Source organism: Massilia sp. Se16.2.3 (assembly GCF_014171595.1).
Lineage (GTDB): Bacteria > Pseudomonadota > Gammaproteobacteria > Burkholderiales > Burkholderiaceae_D > Telluria.
On the sequence record NZ_CP050451.1, the window covers coordinates 319,862 to 336,456 of the forward strand.

At 63.5% G+C, this 16,595-nt stretch carries 22 protein-coding genes; 10 read left to right on the plus strand and 12 right to left on the minus strand.

Annotated elements, in window-relative coordinates:
- Nucleotides 1-6 precede the first annotated feature (6 nt).
- Genes G4G31_RS01505 through G4G31_RS01515 form a run of 3 tightly spaced genes read right to left on the minus strand, consistent with a single transcriptional unit; the run spans nt 7 to nt 2,304 of the window.
- Nucleotides 7-1,212, minus strand: coding sequence for a phosphoglycerate kinase (locus tag G4G31_RS01505; RefSeq protein ID WP_229425271.1), 1,206 nt, complete (start codon nt 1,210-1,212; stop codon nt 7-9).
- Nucleotides 1,213-1,253: 41 nt separating this feature from the next.
- Nucleotides 1,254-1,598, minus strand: coding sequence for an AzlD domain-containing protein (locus tag G4G31_RS01510; RefSeq protein WP_182989999.1), 345 nt, complete (start codon nt 1,596-1,598; stop codon nt 1,254-1,256).
- On the minus strand, nt 1,591-2,304 hold the full coding sequence (locus G4G31_RS01515; RefSeq protein ID WP_229425272.1) for an AzlC family ABC transporter permease: 714 nt from the start codon (nt 2,302-2,304) through the stop codon (nt 1,591-1,593). The genes G4G31_RS01510 and G4G31_RS01515 overlap by 8 nt, the downstream gene beginning before the upstream one ends.
- Nucleotides 2,305-2,647: 343 nt before the next feature.
- Here G4G31_RS01515 and G4G31_RS01520 point away from each other — a divergent pair, with 343 nt between their 5' ends.
- From G4G31_RS01520 to G4G31_RS01530, 3 genes are read left to right on the plus strand one after another with little or no spacing between them, the layout of a single operon-like run.
- Complete coding sequence (locus tag G4G31_RS01520; RefSeq protein WP_182990001.1) at nt 2,648-2,842, plus strand: zinc-finger domain-containing protein; 195 nt, start codon at nt 2,648-2,650, stop codon at nt 2,840-2,842.
- A 40-nt stretch (nt 2,843-2,882) separates the two neighbouring features.
- Nucleotides 2,883-3,893 (plus strand): YheT family hydrolase, encoded by a 1,011-nt coding sequence (locus G4G31_RS01525; protein WP_182990002.1) that lies wholly within the window; start codon nt 2,883-2,885, stop codon nt 3,891-3,893.
- A complete protein-coding gene (locus G4G31_RS01530; RefSeq protein ID WP_182990003.1) occupies nt 3,886-4,491 on the plus strand; it encodes a DUF2946 family protein in 606 nt (201 codons plus the stop codon). Before G4G31_RS01525 ends, G4G31_RS01530 begins: the two co-directional genes overlap by 8 nt.
- On the opposite strand, the gene G4G31_RS27325 is transcribed toward G4G31_RS01530, so the two are convergent.
- Genes G4G31_RS27325 through G4G31_RS01540 form a run of 3 tightly spaced genes read right to left on the minus strand, consistent with a single transcriptional unit; the run spans nt 4,492 to nt 6,858 of the window.
- Nucleotides 4,492-4,626 (minus strand): hypothetical protein, encoded by a 135-nt coding sequence (locus tag G4G31_RS27325; protein ID WP_267873642.1) that lies wholly within the window; start codon nt 4,624-4,626, stop codon nt 4,492-4,494.
- Nucleotides 4,623-5,270, minus strand: a complete 648-nt coding sequence (locus G4G31_RS01535; RefSeq protein ID WP_182990004.1) for an alpha/beta fold hydrolase — start codon at nt 5,268-5,270, stop codon at nt 4,623-4,625. The genes G4G31_RS27325 and G4G31_RS01535 overlap by 4 nt, the downstream gene beginning before the upstream one ends.
- Nucleotides 5,271-5,274: 4 nt before the next feature.
- Nucleotides 5,275-6,858 (minus strand): M48 family metalloprotease, encoded by a 1,584-nt coding sequence (locus G4G31_RS01540; RefSeq protein WP_182991639.1) that lies wholly within the window; start codon nt 6,856-6,858, stop codon nt 5,275-5,277.
- Nucleotides 6,859-6,944: 86 nt separating this feature from the next.
- Between G4G31_RS01540 and moaC the strand changes: the two genes are divergently transcribed.
- The 6 genes from moaC (at nt 6,945) to G4G31_RS01570 (ending at nt 11,210) form a co-directional block, all read left to right on the plus strand.
- A complete protein-coding gene (moaC, locus tag G4G31_RS01545; RefSeq protein WP_182990005.1) occupies nt 6,945-7,439 on the plus strand; it encodes a cyclic pyranopterin monophosphate synthase MoaC in 495 nt (164 codons plus the stop codon).
- Between the two features lie 155 nt (nt 7,440-7,594).
- Nucleotides 7,595-7,912, plus strand: coding sequence for a hypothetical protein (locus G4G31_RS01550; RefSeq protein WP_182990006.1), 318 nt, complete (start codon nt 7,595-7,597; stop codon nt 7,910-7,912).
- Nucleotides 7,913-8,054: 142 nt separating this feature from the next.
- Nucleotides 8,055-8,324: a hypothetical protein gene (locus G4G31_RS01555; RefSeq protein ID WP_182990007.1), complete on the plus strand. Its 270-nt coding sequence runs from the start codon at nt 8,055-8,057 to the stop codon at nt 8,322-8,324.
- Nucleotides 8,325-8,370: 46 nt separating this feature from the next.
- Nucleotides 8,371-8,610 carry a hypothetical protein gene (locus tag G4G31_RS01560; protein WP_182990008.1) on the plus strand — a complete coding sequence of 80 codons (240 nt, stop codon included), beginning with the start codon at nt 8,371-8,373 and terminating at the stop codon, nt 8,608-8,610.
- Between the two features lie 188 nt (nt 8,611-8,798).
- On the plus strand, nt 8,799-9,026 hold the full coding sequence (locus G4G31_RS01565) for a hypothetical protein (RefSeq protein WP_182990009.1): 228 nt from the start codon (nt 8,799-8,801) through the stop codon (nt 9,024-9,026).
- Nucleotides 9,027-9,233: 207 nt separating this feature from the next.
- On the plus strand, nt 9,234-11,210 hold the full coding sequence (locus G4G31_RS01570; RefSeq protein WP_308622184.1) for a S9 family peptidase: 1,977 nt from the start codon (nt 9,234-9,236) through the stop codon (nt 11,208-11,210).
- Between the two features lie 92 nt (nt 11,211-11,302).
- Here G4G31_RS01570 and G4G31_RS01575 read toward each other — a convergent pair whose 3' ends face one another.
- Both G4G31_RS01575 and G4G31_RS01580 read right to left on the minus strand, forming a co-directional pair.
- Nucleotides 11,303-11,743, minus strand: a complete 441-nt coding sequence (locus G4G31_RS01575; RefSeq protein ID WP_202033699.1) for a pilin — start codon at nt 11,741-11,743, stop codon at nt 11,303-11,305.
- Nucleotides 11,744-12,225: 482 nt separating this feature from the next.
- Complete coding sequence (locus G4G31_RS01580; protein WP_275944531.1) at nt 12,226-12,633, minus strand: pilin; 408 nt, start codon at nt 12,631-12,633, stop codon at nt 12,226-12,228.
- On the opposite strand from G4G31_RS01580, the gene G4G31_RS24895 reads away from it, so the two are divergent.
- On the plus strand, nt 12,614-12,814 hold the full coding sequence (locus tag G4G31_RS24895; protein WP_182991922.1) for a hypothetical protein: 201 nt from the start codon (nt 12,614-12,616) through the stop codon (nt 12,812-12,814). The two genes, G4G31_RS01580 and G4G31_RS24895, sit on opposite strands and share 20 nt — an antisense overlap.
- A gap of 49 nt (nt 12,815-12,863) precedes the next feature.
- Here G4G31_RS24895 and G4G31_RS01590 read toward each other — a convergent pair whose 3' ends face one another.
- From G4G31_RS01590 to sucC, 4 genes are all read right to left on the minus strand, one after another.
- Entirely contained in the window at nt 12,864-13,625 is a 762-nt protein-coding gene (locus G4G31_RS01590; protein WP_182990011.1) for a hypothetical protein, read from the minus strand.
- An 87-nt stretch (nt 13,626-13,712) separates the two neighbouring features.
- Nucleotides 13,713-14,183, minus strand: a complete 471-nt coding sequence (locus tag G4G31_RS27830; RefSeq protein WP_182990012.1) for a prepilin-type N-terminal cleavage/methylation domain-containing protein — start codon at nt 14,181-14,183, stop codon at nt 13,713-13,715.
- 287 nt (nt 14,184-14,470) lie between these two features.
- Nucleotides 14,471-15,352, minus strand: a complete 882-nt coding sequence (sucD, locus tag G4G31_RS01600; protein WP_182990013.1) for a succinate--CoA ligase subunit alpha — start codon at nt 15,350-15,352, stop codon at nt 14,471-14,473.
- 17 nt (nt 15,353-15,369) lie between these two features.
- Nucleotides 15,370-16,539 carry an ADP-forming succinate--CoA ligase subunit beta gene (sucC, locus tag G4G31_RS01605; RefSeq protein ID WP_182990014.1) on the minus strand — a complete coding sequence of 390 codons (1,170 nt, stop codon included), beginning with the start codon at nt 16,537-16,539 and terminating at the stop codon, nt 15,370-15,372.
- Between the last annotated feature and the right edge of the window lie 56 nt (nt 16,540-16,595).

Below are 16,595 nucleotides of genomic sequence, written 5' to 3' on the forward strand. Positions count from 1 at the left end.
CACTGCTTACTGGGCCTTACGCTGAAGCAGGATGTCGACTGCCGGCAGGGTCTTTCCTTCGAGGAACTCGAGGAAGGCGCCACCGCCGGTGGAGATATAGCCGATCTGGTCGCCGATGTTGTATTTCGCAATCGCGGCCAGGGTGTCGCCGCCGCCGGCGATCGAGAAACCGTTCGACTTGGCGATCGCCATGGCCAGGGTCCTGGTGCCTTCTGCGAACTGGTCGAATTCGAACACGCCGACCGGGCCGTTCCAGACGATGGTGCCGGCTTGACTCACCTGCTCGGCCAGCATGGCGGCCGTCTTCGGACCAATGTCCAGGATCATGTCGTCGTCGCCCACATCGGCGACATCCTTCACGGTGGCGGCGGCCGTTGGCGAAAATTCCCTGGCGCAGACGACGTCGACGGGGATCGGCACCGAGGCGCCGCGCGCGCTCATCATGTCGATGATCTGCCTGGCCTCATTCACCAGGTCGTTTTCGACCAGCGACTTGCCGATGTTCAGGCCGACGGCCTTCATGAAGGTGTTGGCAATGCCGCCGCCGACGATCAAATTATCGACCTTGCCGGCCAGGCTTTGCAGGATGGACAGCTTGCTCGAGACTTTCGAGCCGGCGACAATCGCCAGCAGCGGACGCGCCGGCTGGCCCAGGGCCTTGCCCAGTGCGTCGAGTTCGGCAGCCAGCAGCGGACCTGCCGCGACGACCGGTGCAAATTTTGCGATGCCATGGGTGGTCGCTTCGGCGCGGTGGGCGGTGCCGAAGGCGTCGTTGACATAGACGTCGCAGAGCTTGGCCATCTTCTGGGCCAGCTCGTCGGCATTCTTCTTTTCGCCCTTGTTGACGCGGCAGTTTTCCAGCAGCACGACCTGGCCTGGGGCCACATCGACGCCGTCAATCCAGTTCTGCTTCAGTTCGACCGGTTGGCCGAGCAGCTCGGACAGGCGCGCGGCGACTGGCGCCAGCGTGTCTTCCGGCTTGAACTCGCCTTCGGTCGGACGTCCCAGGTGCGAGGTCACCATCACGGCGGCGCCGGCCTTGAGGGCAGCCTGGATCGCGGGAACCGAGGCGCGGATACGGGTGTCTTCGGTAATGTTGCCGGCATCATCCTGCGGCACATTCAGGTCGGCGCGAATGAAAACGCGCTTGTTTTTCAATGCATCACGATCGATCAGGTCCTGCAGGCGGGTGAAACTGAGAACGGCGTCCATGTCGGCTCAACAGTGAAATAGTGAAAAAACGCTATTCTACCTTAGGCAGCGGCGCCAAAAACGTGATAAATGCGCAACAGTGTGAAGGCAAGCATCCCGAATACGATGGTTTGCAGCATGTTCCGTCGCCACAAGTAGAACACCAGCGCTGCGATGCCAGCCAGCAGCTTCGGGTTCCCCAGCTCCAGGTGCACATTCCCGCCCGCGTCCAGCAGCAGGTCCGGTCCGATGATCGCCGCGAGTGCGCAGGCCGGTGCGTAGCGCAGCATGCCCTGGATGCGCGGCGGAATCGTGACGCGGTGGCCGATCATCCAGAAACTGCTGCGCGTCAGTACGGTCGACAGCGCCAGCACGACGATGACGGCCCAGATTTCCCATTCAGCCATGACGCGCCTTTCGTTTTTCGATGAGGGCCTCGGCTGCCATCGCGGCCAGCATGCCGACCACGACAGCCAGCAGCAGGCCAAGTTTATAAGGGAAGCCATAGGCGGCCACCGCCACCGTGCCGGCCACCAGCACGCCACACAGTGCCGCCCGGTTGATCGTCAGCGGCACCGTGATGCAGAGAATCGCCAGCGTGCCGGCAAAACCCAGGCCCCAGGAAGTCGGAATCGCGCTGCCGAGAAAGACGCCGATGATCGAGCCGCCCTGCCAGGCCAGCCAGTTCGGGAACATCAAGCCCTGCAGATAGGACAGCTTGCCCGGCTGCCGCGCGGCAGTCGGAAAACGCTGCAGGAACAGCGCCACCGTCAAGTCGCCGGAGATATAGCCATAGAACAGGCGCTGGCGCCAGTTCAGGTGCGCGAAGTGCGGCCCCATCAGGGCGGAAAAGATCACGAAGCGCAGGTTCACCACCAGGCCGGTGGCAAAGATGACCCAGATCGGCGCATGCGCCAGGATCAAAGGCAGCGCTGCCAGCTGGGCCGAACCTGCATACACCAGCAAGGTCATGCCGCAGGCCTGCAGCGCGGTCAGCCCGGTTTTGACCATGGCGATGCCGACCACCATGCCCCAGGCGCCGATGCCGAACAGGGTCGGCAAGCCGGTTGTCAGCCCTTCGCGCCACAGCACGGGGTCATGGCGTTCAGTCATATCGGTGGAGGTTTGCTTAGTGTCCGGCGCGTTCATGTCGCGCTCCTGCAACAGACGGGAACGACAAAAACGACGGGGCAAGAACAGCGGAAGAGCATGGAGAAGTAGCGAAGAAGAGTAGCAAATGTAGGGTGGGCGCCCTGTGCCCACGCGGTGTTCGCAGCCGGATCATCGTGCATGCCATCGTTGACGATCACCATCACCGCGTGGGCACGGGGCGCCCTCCCTACGTTGCCGCAAGCCAACACGGCGGTGAACTCGCCATTCTACCGATCATTCCGAACCGCCGCGCGAATCCGTTAAAATCCTGTCTTTGCCACCTTTCGCTCGACGGAGAATTTCAATGAACAACAAGACCATGCCTGTGGTGGAACTCGAGGCCAAGGATTTGCCGGCGCACTGCCCGAACCCGTCCATGCCACTGTGGTCGTCGCACCCGCGCGTCTTCCTGGATTTCGACCATGAAGGCACCGCCAAGTGCCCCTACTGCGGCACCCACTACCGCCTGGCGCCTGGCGTCGCGTTCAAGCACCACTAAGCGTCGCCCATTGACCGCGGCGACAACGCCGCTCCAGACCATGACCTACCGCGCGCCAGCGTGGCTGCCCGGCGGCCACCTGCAAACCATCGTTCCCGCCACCCTGCTGGCCAAGCCGCCAGTCAGCTACCGGCGCGAGCGCTGGAGCGTGCACGATCCGGTGCTGGGCGAGGACTTCGTCGACGTCGATTTCGTCGACGGCCAGCCCGGCAAACCCCTGGTGGTCCTGTTCCACGGGCTGGAAGGTTCGTCGAACAGCCATTACGCCCGTGGCCTGATGGCGGCGCTGGCGGCACGCGGCTGGTCGGGCGCCGTGCCGCATTTCCGCGGCTGCTCGGGCGAACCGAACCGCACGGCGCGCTTCTACCATTCGGGCGACGCGCTCGAAATCGACTGGATCATGGCGCGCCTGCGCGCACGCGCTCCCGGCCCCTTGTACGCGGCCGGCGTCTCGCTCGGGGGTAATGCGCTGCTGCGCTGGCTGGGCGAGTCGGGCACGGCCGCCGGTTTCGTGACGGCCGCCGCCGCGATCTCCGCCCCGCTCGACCTGACGCGCGGCGGCGAAGCCCTGTCCTCGGGCTTCAACATGCTTTATACCCGCATGTTCCTGCAAACGCTGAAGCCGAAATGCCTGGCCAAGCTGGAGCAGTTTCCCGGCCTGTTCGACCGCCAGGCGCTGCTCGCCGCGCGCGACCTCTACGCGTTCGATAATGTCGTCACCGCCCCGCTGCACGGCTACCGCGACACCGACGATTACTGGCACCGCGCCAGCGCCCGCCACGTGCTGCACGACATCCGCGTGCCGACCCCGGTACTGAATGCCCGCAACGATCCCTTCCTGCCGGGCGCCCACCTGCCCGCCAGCGCGTCGAAGGCCGTGACGCTCGAGTACCCGGAAGAAGGCGGCCACGTCGGCTTCCCGGCCGGGGCCTTCCCGGGCAACAATGCCTGGCTGCCGGCACGCATCCTGTCCTTCTTCGATGGCGTTCCAGGCGCGCGAACCGGTGCGCCAACGACATCCGAACTATGCGAAGCTGGCACCCATGGATGACATCGTAAAACAGGCAATGGCCAAGTGGCCGAACGTGCCCAACTGTTATGGTTGGCTGGCACTCGATGCGCGTGGTAACTGGCGCATGCGCGACGAAGCGGCGCAAGCCGCGAACGCGCCCGGCGACCGGCTGAACAACCCCACGCTGGTCGGCTTCATCAACCGCAACTACGGCCATGACGAGGCCGGCCGCTGGTATTTCCAGAACGGCCCGCAACGCGTCTACGTCAACCTGGAAAGCACGCCCTATATCGCCCGCACCGATCCGGCCCAGGGTCTGGTGCTGCAGACCGGCGCCGCGCTGGAAACCATCGAGCGCCTGTATCTCCTGGAGAACGGCGAAGCGATCGTGCAGGCGGGAGACATCGTCGCCCAGCTCGACGACCGCGACGTGGCGCAATTGTTCGAGGACCTGGAACTGGATGGCCAGCCGGCTGGCGACGAGGCCTTGCTGGCCTGGCTGGGCGGCGGCGCAGGCACGCTGGTGCTGCGCTGGCGTGGTGCCCGGGTGCCGGTCGAACGCATCGCCCGCGCCTCGCTGGCGCAGCATTTCGGCTTCGATCCGCTGCCAAGGCCGCCCGCCTCGCCTGCGGGCTGATCAGCCTGCGCCAAAGCTGGCCGCGTCGCGGGCGGCCGCCTCGATCGTGCGCCGCACCAGCTCGGGTTCGGTAAATTGCGGGAAGTGCCCGCTGCGCTCGGCCACCACCTGTTTGCCCAGCGGCGACAACTTCACCAGTTCGCGTTGATGGGCTTGCCGTGCGCGCAGCTGCGCCCCCGGCGTGGCCCAGGCCAGCGCGGGACGCGCGCCGCTGATGACATACAAAGGTAGCGGCGGAAAAGGCGGCGCGGCATCGAGCTCGGCCAGGCTGGCGTCGAGCTGCTCGGTCTCGGCCCGAGGGGATGAGGCGGCGAAAGGCGCGTGACCAGGCGTTTCAGCCAGCGCTGCAATGCATGGTCGTGGCGGGGGAGAATGCGCACGTCCTCGGGCGCGGTGGCCTCGACCAGCACGACAGCGCCGACCTCGTCCGGATGGGAGCGTGCGAACAGGTTGACGACCAGGCCACCGAGCGAGTGGCCGACCAGCACCCAGGGTCGGGGCACCCCGGCGGCCAGCAAAAAGGCGCGCAGGGTGCGCACCATGGCGGCGGCCGTTTGCGGCGCGTCCGGCTTACTGGACTCGCCGATGCCCGCGCGGTTGTAGGCGAAAACGGTATGCGCCTCCGCCAGTTCTCCAAACACCTTGTACCAGCTTTCGACCGGGCCGCCCGCTCCTGCCACCAGCACGATGCCAGGAGCACCCTTGCCGGCCACGATGTATTCCACCGTCACGCCGGCAAACTGCAGCCGCTGTTTCACTGGCACCATCAAGGGACGCATGCGCTTACTTCTCCTTGTCGGCTTCCTTTTCCTCTTTCTGGCGCGCCTTGATGGCACGCTCGCGCGCGTCGATCACGGACTGGTCGTAGAACGACACATCCTTCGCCTTGCGCGCGAAATTGAGCTGGTCGACGGCGGCCGGCAGAGCCCCGGCCAGCACATACGATTCTGCCAGCGCCATGTGCTGCAGGGCGATCCTGCCCTGCCCCGAATACGCCTTGGCCAGCAGCTCGTACAGCTTTGGCTCCTCGCGGTACAGCTGCACCTGGTCGCGCAGGTAGCGCGTGGCCTCGTCGAGCTTGCCGGCATTGATCATCGCGTCGGCATACTGGCGTGCCAGCGCGCGCGACAGCGGGTAGGCGTGCGTGGCGTTTTCCGCATCCTTCAGGGCCTGCTGCGCGACCTCCTTCGGCTGGCCCGGCGCCAGCTTGATGTCGAGGTCGAGCATGGCGAACATGGCGCCGCCATTGCTCGCAGGCGTATTCGAGAACACCCCCGGCTTGGGCTGCATGGCGGCACGTGCCTTGTCAAACCAGCTGCGGGCGCCGGCCAGGTCGCCCTCCTTCAGCGCCAGGAAGGACAGGCCGTACTGCGCCGCCACCTGCTGCTGGCGATGCTGCTGCACCAGTTGCGCCTCGAAGGCGGCGCGCGTTTCGCGGCGGGCGACGGTGCCGAGATCCTGCAGCACGCGCGCACGTGCCTTGGCCAGGTGGAATTCAATGGTGTCGATACGCTGGCGATACGGCGTTTCGCGAATGCGCGACTGGATGTCGACGATGCGCTCGCTCGTCAGCGGGTGGCTGCTCAGGAAAGCCGGGATTTCGCCATACACTTTATTCGCGCTTTGCAGGCGCTTGAAGAAGGCGACCATGCCCGAGGTGTCGTAGCCGCCGGCGCCCATGATCTGGAAGCCGACCCGGTCGGCCTCGCGCTCCGCATCCCGGCTGAAGTTCAGCTGGCGCTGCACGGCCAGGCCCTGCCCGCCCATCAGCACGCCCATCGCCGCGTCGGGACTGGCCTTCGAGGCCAGCGCCGCCAGGATCAGCGTGGCCAGCGGCAGCAGCACGTCCTGGCGCTGCTGGCCGAGCATCCGTGCGATATGGCGCTGCGAGACGTGGCCGATCTCGTGCGAGATCACCGAGGCCAGTTCCGACTCGCTCTGCGCCGCCAGCAACAGCCCGGAGTGCACGCCGATGAAACCGCCGGGCAGCGCAAACGCGTTGATGGCGCCGTCGCGCACGGTGAAGAACTCGAAATCGGCGTTGGTCTCGCCGCGCGTGCCGGGCACCGCGTCGACCAGGGCGCCGCCGAAATTGTTCAGGTATTCGGCAATGCCGTCGTCGTCGAGGTAGTCGCGGTCGCGCCGGATCTCGCGCATGATCTCTTCGCCGAGTTTACGCTCGACGATCGGGGACAGGTCTTCGCGCGCGGTATCGCCCAGCGTGGGCAGCCTGGCGGAATTCGGCACGTTATTCAGCGCCTGGGCACGTGCCGACGCAGGATTGAGCCCGACCGCGGCCGACACGAGCAGGACGGCCAGCGGGACGCGCCAACGGGACGATACGGATGGCAATGCGGGGGAGGTCATCGGTTTCACGATGCTATGATAACCCCATCCGCCGGCGCCTTCACGCGCCCCGAAACACTTTCTTACCCAGGCATACCGACAAGACCATGAGCGACTCTCCCTCTTCCCCGCTGACCCACTTCGACACCAGTGGCCAGGCCCACATGGTCGACGTCGGCGCCAAGAACGAGACCCACCGCATCGCGGTTGCCGCCGGCACCATCCGCATGCAGCCGGAAACGCTCGGGTTGATCCAGTCGGGTAATGCCAAAAAGGGCGACGTGCTCGGCATCGCCCGCATCGCCGCCATCATGGGCGCGAAACGCACCAGCGACCTGGTGCCCCTGTGCCACCCGCTGGCAATCACCCGTGTCGCCGTCGATTTCGAAGTCGACGAAAGCGCCAGCAGCGTGCACTGCCGCGCCCAGGTCGAGACGGTCGGCAAGACCGGGGTCGAGATGGAGGCCCTGACCGCCGTGCAGGTGGGGCTGCTGACGATTTACGACATGTGCAAGGCGGCGGACCGGGGGATGGTGATGACGAATGTGCGGGTGCTGGAAAAGCACGGGGGCAAGAGCGGGGACTGGACGGCGGTGGTGTAGCCCCCCTTCCACGCTTGCCGACAAACCGCTACACACGGTGACAATTTTCGAATTGATAATTAATTGCCTCTAACCCATACTTTTGGCCGCGACGTCAATACCGCCGTCGCATCCATCATGGGACCCGTATGTGTAGATTTGTTCTGACATTGGCTGTGCTGGCATCGCTGACCGCTTGCGGCGGCGGAGACGACGATTCCACTATCCAGGTGTTTAAATCGATGGGTTCGCTGCAATGCAGCGGTGGTGGCATGACGCTGGCCGCACTGCAGGCGCAGCTTACGTCGGCCAATGTCCAGCCGCGCGCTGCCGCGTGTGGCACGGATGGCGTCGCCACCTCGGCGGTATGCGGCAGCCCTGACGGCAAGATCGGCATTTTCGAGATCGAGGCAAACGAGGAAAAGACGGCCGCCGCCGCAGGCTTCAAGCCCTTGAGTACGGTGCCGACGGCGAAAGTCATTCCCTGCACCTGAACGGCTGCGTGACGATGCTTTTGCGCCCGGTCGCCCGGATCCTCGCCTTGCGCCGGCAAGCAATCAATTGTCGACGACGTCCCGATGAACATGCTATTTTGCAAGTAATTGCAAGTCTATACATGTTGATGAAGGAGTCGCGGTGAAACTGCTGCATTACGTCCCGGTTGTCTTTTCCTGTCTGCTAACGCTGCTGGTCGGCATCGATGGTTGCCATACACTGGTGCTTGCCTTCGAACGCCTGCAGGCCGGTACCACTGTCTGGGCGGGCGCGAGCGCCCTGATGTCCGGGTTGCTGAGCCTGGCAGTCGCCTGGTTCCTGCTGCGCTGGGCGAGCAGCGTGCGCAAGAATGCCCGCATCAGTGTCGAGCTCGCGGAGCAGCGCGCAGCGCAAGCAGGACGCGTTTTCTGAATCACGAGGTGGCGCCGGTTCCACGGCCGCTGCCGGCGCAAGGCACATGAACGCCCGAACGCTGGTCGGCAGCCTGTTCATCGGCGCTGCGCTTGTCGTCGCACTCTTCGACTATCGCCTGTTCGGCCTGCCGTGGTATTGGGGCAGCCTGCTGCTGGGGCTTGCTGGCTATGTCCTCATCCGTGCAGGGCGTACGCGAAACCATGCCGGTTCACCAGGCGAATTGATGGAGGACCTGATCGACATCGGTTCCGACCTCGGCGACCTCGACTTCGACGGCGATTGAACTGCGCGCATACCGCGCCACGCCGCTTTCCCACTTTTATCCGCTACTAAATGAACTGTTTCAAGCATCCACACAGCAGCGCGCACGGTATCTGCCGCGTATGCTGCAGGGGCGTCTGCCCCGACTGCTCGGCTGACCTCGGCCATAGCCTGACCTGCCGAGGAGAACATGAAGCTTTGGCAGCGGACATGCATGCGCTGAGCCTGCGCGGCAGCAAAGTCATGAAGACCTCGCGCAAAGCGATGCTTCTCGGCCCCATGTTCTTTGCCGTCATGGGCGGCATGTTGCTGTTCGACGGCATGGGCCGGGACGATACCCTGAATTTCGGCACCTATGGCGGCGTGGCCTTCATCCTCTTCGCGCTGGCCGTGCTGGTCACCAACCTGCGCGCCCTCGGCGGCAAGGACGCGGGCTAACCCGGGACAGGCCAGGCGCCTCCCCGCGGTAGCGCCGGCAATGCCTGCCGCGTCTTGCCACGTGTTAAATTGCTGGCTTCCCTGCCCGGCTGTACGGCGGGAGACCAATACCGGACACGTTTCGAGAGGATGGAATGAAATTACGTTTGCTAATGCTGGGTGCCGCCGTGGCCGCGTCCAGCGCCGTGGCCGCCGCGCGGCTTGACGGTGGAAGATCTGGTCACGCTGGAACGCGTCGGCAGCCCGGCGGTGTCGCCCGACGCCAGCCGCGTCGTCTATACCGTACGCCGGACCGACATGGACAAGAACCGCGGCCACACCAGCCTGTGGATTGCCGGCCTGGACGGCAAGGCGGCGCCAGGCGCCCTCGTCAATCACGACAGCAGCAGCACGGATCCGGAATGGTCGCCCAAGGGTGACGCCGTGTATTTCCTGTCGACCCGCTCGGGCAGCGCCCAGGTGTGGCGCCAGAGCGTCGCTGGCGGCGAGCCGGTCCAGGTGACGAATCTGCCGCTCGACGTCGACAACTTCCGCGTCTCGCCGCAGGGCGACCGGATCGCCTTCTCGCTGGCCGTGTTCCGCGACTGCGCCGACCTGTCCTGCACGAAGAACCGTCTCGACGAGCAGGCGAAGAACAAGGCGAGCGGCCGCGTCTATGACCGCCTGTTCGTGCGTCACTGGGACACCTGGGCCGATGGCCGCAATGCCGTGCTGTTCTCGGCGCCGCTGGACGCGAATGGCCGCGTGAGCGGCACCCCGGTCAGCCTCTCCGGCGCGCTCGACGCCGACGTGCCTTCGAAACCGTTTGGCGACCGCGAGGAATACCGGTTCAGCCCGGACGGCAAGACCCTGGTGTTCTCGGCGCGCATCGCCGGCAAGACCGAGGCCTGGTCGACCAACTTCGACCTGTTCAGCGTGCCGGCCGCTGGCGGTGGCGCGCCGCGCAACTTAACGAGTGACAATAACGCCTGGGATACCAAAGGCGTGTTTTCGCCGGATGGGCGCACCCTCGCCTACCTGGCGATGTCGCGCCCCGGCTTCGAAGCCGACCGTTTCCACATCGTGCTGATGGATGTCGCGACTGGCAAGAAGCGCCACCTGGCTGAAAACTGGGACCGCTCCGCCGGCAGCCTGCTCTGGAGCGCGGACGGCAAGACTGTCGTGGTCGATGCCGAAGACGTCGGCCAGCACCGCCTGTTCGCGATCGACCTTGCCAGCGGCAAGGTCAGTGCCCTGACCGACAAGGGTTCGATCGGCGGTTTCGACATGCGCCGCGATACGATCGCCTACACCCACGCGACGCTCGATTCCCCGGCCCAGCTCTACAGCACCCGCCTGAAGGGGGGCAAGCCTGCTCGCCTGACCAGCAACAACCAGCAGGCGCTGGCGGACGTGCGCTTCGGCGAATTCGAGCAGTTCAGCTTTGCCGGCGCCAACGGCGACACGGTCCACGGCTACGTGATGAAACCCTGGAATGCGCAGCCGGGCGCGAAGTACCCGATTGCCTTCCTGGTGCACGGCGGCCCGCAGGGCAGCTTTGGCAATGCCTGGAGCTACCGCTGGAACCCGCAGGTGTACGCCGGCGCCGGCTATGCCACCGTCTTCATCGACTTCCACGGTTCCACGGGCTACGGCCAGAAGTTCACGGACGCGATCAGCGGCGATTGGGGCGGCAAGCCGCTCGAAGACCTGCAAAAAGGCCTGGCCGCCGCGGTGCAGAAGTTCCCGTGGCTGGACCGCGAGCGCAGCTGCGCCCTGGGCGCCTCGTACGGCGGCTACATGATGAACTGGATCGAGGGTAACTGGCCGGACGGCTTCAAGTGCATCGTCAACCACGATGGCGTGTTCGACGCACGCGGGATGGCCTATTCGACCGAAGAGCAGTGGTTCACCGACTGGGAAAACGGCGGTCCGTATTTCGCGGTGCCGGACCAGCACGAACGCTTCAACCCGGTCCACCACGTGAACAAGTGGAAAACGCCGATGCTCGTCGTCCAGGGCGACCTCGACTTCCGCATCCCGACCGCGCAGGCCCTGTCGACCTTCACCGCGCTGCAGCGGCGTGGCATCGACAGCAAGCTGCTGGTGTTCCCGGATGAGAACCACTGGGTGTTGAAGCCGGCGAATTCGGTGCTGTGGCACCATACCGTGATCGACTGGCTCGACGGCTATCTGAAACGCTGATCCGGCGCTTGCCTGTATCGCACAGCCCGCTCCTGCAGCGGGCTTTTTTCATGCGCGCTGCCTCCCGGCGCAGGTGGCGCGCTCGAAGGTGGTCAGGCCCTGCCTTCGCAAATGCCTTTCGGGCCGATCAGCTTCTGCGGCACGGTATCGGCCTTGCAGCTCCAGGCGCCCGTGTCGGCGTCACGGGTCAGGGTAATGACCTGGTTCTTGACGGTGGTGGGCCCGGCGACAATGGTGCAGGTGAGCGTGGTGGCGCTGGCGCCGAAGGTGCAGTTCGCGGTCGATTTATCGGGCGCCGGGAGACCCGCATCCTGCGGTCCGGTCACTTCTTCGCCATCGTTGATGCGGGTATTGAACCCGACCTTGCCAGCCGAGAGCTCGGCCAGGGCGGCACCGAACTTCGAGCGTGCCATGTAGTCCTGGTAGGCGGGCATGGCGATGGTGGCCAGGATGCCGATGATCGCGACAACGATCATCAGTTCGAGCAGGGTGAAGCCGGCTTCTGCATGTTTACCAATCTTCATCGATTTCATGGATTCTCCAGATCAGGTTGAATGGTCGCGAACCGGAAGCAGGCCGCGCCTTGCGTGAACGGCTCCGCCATGGAAAATCTGCCTCAAGGCCGAAGTTGCATAGGGAAAATTGACCGATACATCGTCATTGCCGCAGATCGTCAGGCGAGAAGCGTGCACGCGCTGAGTATGGAGGCGCGTACCGCGAAGACTTTGCGTTAGTCGAAGCGTGCGCGCAGGAGCGGCATTGACGAGGACGCAACCCCGTACTACGCCCGTGGAAACCGGGCGCAAGGAAGCTGTCGGGCGCAGGCTGCGATGCAGCTGCACCGGGGGTTGCGCATGAGGCTCTGGGGAAGAGCTAGCGCATCGTTGGAGAGGAGGAGGAAGTGTCGCCGGCCGCGTTGCGCGCGCCTGGGGCGGAGGGGCCCACCGGCATCGGCGGGAATGCGCTTTTTTTTAAAACCGGCGGGATAGCTCGCCGGCCCGTGGATGCCTGCCGATCAGGGGCAGCCGCCCTGGCCCGGTTTCAGGCCGCGGATGGCGTTGCAGATCGTCCCTGCGGCCGTCCAGCGCATGTCGGCCCTGCCGTCCCCGATGGCCGGGGAAATCGTCGCGAACACCAGGTTGACGCCTTCGACCGTTGTCGCAGAGGTAGTCGCGCCGGTAATCACGCCGTTGACGACCGTCGGTACTTCGGTAATGAAACTGCTTGCAGCGATGCCTGGAATGCCTGCGGCGCCGATCCTGCAGTCGGTGAAGCTACCGCTCGCCTGATAGCACTCGGCAATTGCCGTCTTGAGGGAATCGAGTTCGGCCGCTGCGCCGGCAGCTTTGCTGCGCGAAATATAGTGCGAGTACTGCGGAATTGCGACAGCGGAGAGAATACCGATGATCGCGACGACGATCATGAGTTCGATGAGTGTGAATCCTGTTGCATGGTTCAGCCTGGACTTCATCGCCGGCACCTTAAAAAATGAAACGTTTGTGGATGAGCGCATGCGCGCTTTCTGGACCTGTCCGGCGCAGCACGCTGGTCATACGCTTGCCATTCACCAGCAATTGGCGCTTTGTAGAAACGGCATCCGGTAAATGACGGCTGGGTATCCGTACTGGACGCCCAGCCGTGGGAGCTGCCGGACTACGAGAACACGACCGGGGCGATGCCGATGAATTTCGCCGACTGGGCATCGATCACGGCCGTGTACTTCAAGGAGCCGATCTTGACCGGCTGGCATTTGGCGTGCTCGGCCTGTAAGTCGTGCGAGGCCAACCAGCTTGTCAGTTCGTTTGCGATCGCCGGATTTTTCCGGATGAGATCGACGGCGGGCGTGGCGTTTTTCAGGAGGAGCGCAGCGCTGTCACGGTAGGGTATGTGAAGCTGGGGCAAATGCCCGGCTCCGCCACCGAACGAGGCCATTGCTTTGGCCTGGTTGATTTCGTATTTGTCGCGCGGGGCGCGCACGCCAACCAGTTCAGGGCCCCACACCGGCAGCGTGGCGTGCGCCTTGTCGAGGTTACCGTCCGTGACTTCCGATGCCTGGACTACCTGGAACTCGCTGCCGAGCGCTGCAATATAGGCAGGCCTGGCTTCGTACAAGGTACTCACGCCGTAGCCCAGGGCAGAAATCTGGCACAGCGAAATGACGAGCAGGTCGAATTTCAGGGATTTTTTGGCGGGATTGAAGACAATGAAGGTGCACAGGGGGCCCAGCACCACATCGATCCCTATCATCAGGAAGAAGATTTCCTGGCCGCCGAAGGCATCCAGCAGGCCTTCTGGATACCAGATCGTATTCAGGAAGAAAATCAGAGCGATTGCGATCAGCAGGGAGATCGCCAAATGGATACCGCAAGCGTAGGCGCGCAGTTTCAAGATGGGTTTGAGGGCGTTGATCTTCATAAAAGAAAACGGCGCAGTCCTGTCATGGGCTGCGCCGGATGATGATGGTTCAGGTAATCGCGATGTACATCGCGACCGGCTCAGCGATTATTCCAGCACGTTACCGCAGCCGCCTTGACCGTCCTTCAGGCCACGCACGGAGTCGCAGATGGAGCCTTCTGCCCTCCAGATCATGTTGGCTTGACCAGCTGCGGTCGACGGGCGGATGGAGGTGAACACCAGAGGATCGCCGTCGTTGGTCGTTGCAGCGGTTTCGACATTGCTGATCACGCCGCCATCGATTGCTGGGACACTGGTAATGAACTTGCTAATCTTGACTTGTGGGATGCCGTTCGTGCCTGGTTCGTTGCAACCAGTGAACGAACCGCTCGTCTGGTAGCATTCAGCAAGCGCGGTCTTCAGCGAGTCGAGTTCGGCGGCGGCGCCCGAAGCCTTGCTGCGCGACACGTAGTTCGAGTACTGCGGAATGGCGACAGCGGCCAGGATACCGATGATCGCGACAACGATCATCAATTCAATCAGGGTGAAGCCGGCTTGGGCTTTCTTAACGAGTTTCATGGTGCATCTCCTGGTAAGGTTGGGTAGTGCTGCGTTTGTTTGGTGCCACGACTCATCTATTGCAAGCGCCGTGCCAGCCCGTTATTGCGCATTTTCAATATATTTTCGGCAATAAAGCTGACAAAACTTGTCCATACGTTGTGTCCTGCTGACAATTTTTGTCGTTACATGAACAGTTTTTGCCAAAAGTCTGACGCTGATCAACGCCTCAGGTGACAAAATGCGCCAGCAAATAAAAAGGGAAGCCCACAGGCTTCCCTTTTCGCTACGAACAGAACTGTCCGGTATTACAGCATGGCCTTCAGCAGGCGTGCCATTTCCGACGGGTTCTTGGTGGCTTTGATGCCGCACTCTTCCATGATGTCCAGCTTGGCCTGCGCCGTATCGGCACCGCCCGAGATCAGCGCGCCGGCGTGGCCCATGCGCTTGCCCGGAGGCGCGGTGACACCGGCGATGAAGCCGACGACCGGCTTCTTCATGTTGTCCTTGACCCAGTGCGCGGCATTGGCTTCGTCCGGACCGCCGATTTCGCCGATCATGATGACCGCGTCGGTATCAGGATCGTCGTTGAACATCTTCATGATGTCGATGTGCTTCAGGCCGTTGATCGGGTCGCCGCCGATGCCGACTGCCGACGATTGGCCCAGGCCCAGTGCGGTCAGCTGGCCGACTGCTTCATAGGTCAGGGTGCCCGAGCGCGAGACGACGCCGATACGGCCCTTGCGGTGGATGTGACCCGGCATGATGCCGATCTTGATTTCGTCCGGGGTGATCAGGCCTGGGCAGTTCGGGCCCAGCAGCAGGGTCTTCGAGCCGGCCTTGGCCATGCGGTCCTTCAGGGCCATCATGTCACGGACCGGGATGCCTTCGGTGATGCAGATCGCCAGGTCCAGGTCGGCTTCGACAGCTTCCCAGATGGCGGCGGCGGCACCTGCCGGCGGCACGTAGATGACCGAGACGGTCGCGCCGGTGGCGGCTTTGGCTTCCGACACATTGGCGTAGATCGGGATGCCTTCGAAGTCTTCGCCGGCTTTCTTCGGGTTCACGCCAGCAACGAAAGCGGCCTTGCCGTTCGCGTAGTCGCGGCACATACGGGTATGGAACTGACCGGTCTTGCCGGTGATACCCTGGGTGATGACTTTTGTGTCTTTGTTGATCAGGATCGACATTTCTTTATTCCTTCGAATTAGGCGTTACCAGCTGCAGCGGCGACCACGGCCTTGGCTGCATCTTCCATCGTATCGGCAGCGATGATCGGCAGACCGGAGTCGGCCAGCATCTTCTTGCCCAGGTCTTCGTTGGTGCCCTTCATGCGCACGACCAGCGGCACTTTCAGCGACACGGCCTTCGATGCGGTAATCACGCCTTCGGCGATGACGTCGCAACGCATGATGCCGCCGAAAATGTTGACCAGGATGGCTTTCAGACCAGGGTTCTTCAGCATGATCTTGAATGCTTCGGTGACTTTCTCAGCCGTCGCACCGCCGCCCACGTCCAGGAAGTTGGCCGGCTCGCCGCCGAACAGCTTGATGGTGTCCATGGTGGCCATCGCCAGGCCGGCGCCGTTCACCAGGCAGCCGATGTTACCGTCGAGCGAGATGTAGGCCAGGTCGAATTTCGATGCTTCGACTTCGGCTGGATCTTCTTCGTCCAGGTCGCGGTAGGCCATGATGTCCGGCTGGCGGAACAGGGCGTTGGCGTCGAAGTTGAACTTCGCGTCGAGGGCGATGACCTTGCCGTTGCCGGTCAGGATCAGCGGGTTGATTTCGGCCAGCGACGAATCGGTTTCCCAGTAAGCCTGGTACAGGCCCTTCAGGTTCTGGCGTGCTTCGGCCAGCGATTCGGCAGGAATGCCGATCTTGGTCGAGATGTCGTCCGCTTCGGCATCGGTCAGGCCGACGGCCGGATCGATCGCGATCGAGTGGATTTTTTCCGGGTTGCTGTGCGCGACTTCTTCGATGTCCATGCCGCCTTCCGACGAGGCCATCAGGACGACCTTCTGCGTGACGCGGTCGGTGACCATCGACACGTACAGTTCCTTCTTGATGTCGGCGCCTTCTTCGATCAGCAGGCGGCGCACCTTCTGTCCTTCAGGACCGGTCTGGTGCGTAATGAGCTGCATGCCCATGATCTGTTCCGCGTATTCCTTGACCTGCTCCAGCGACTTGGCAACTTTCACGCCGCCGCCTTTACCACGGCCGCCAGCATGGATCTGGGCCTTGACCACCCAGACCGGACCGCCCAGCTCTTGGGCTGCCTTGACGGCCTCGTCGACCGACATGCACGGAATGCCGCGCGGAACCGTCACCCCGAACTTTCGGAGGATTTCTTTGCCCTGATACTCATGGATTTTCATGCTGGCTTCCCTTCTTCTGTTACTGATTTGGATAGGTTAATTGAACAACTTCGACA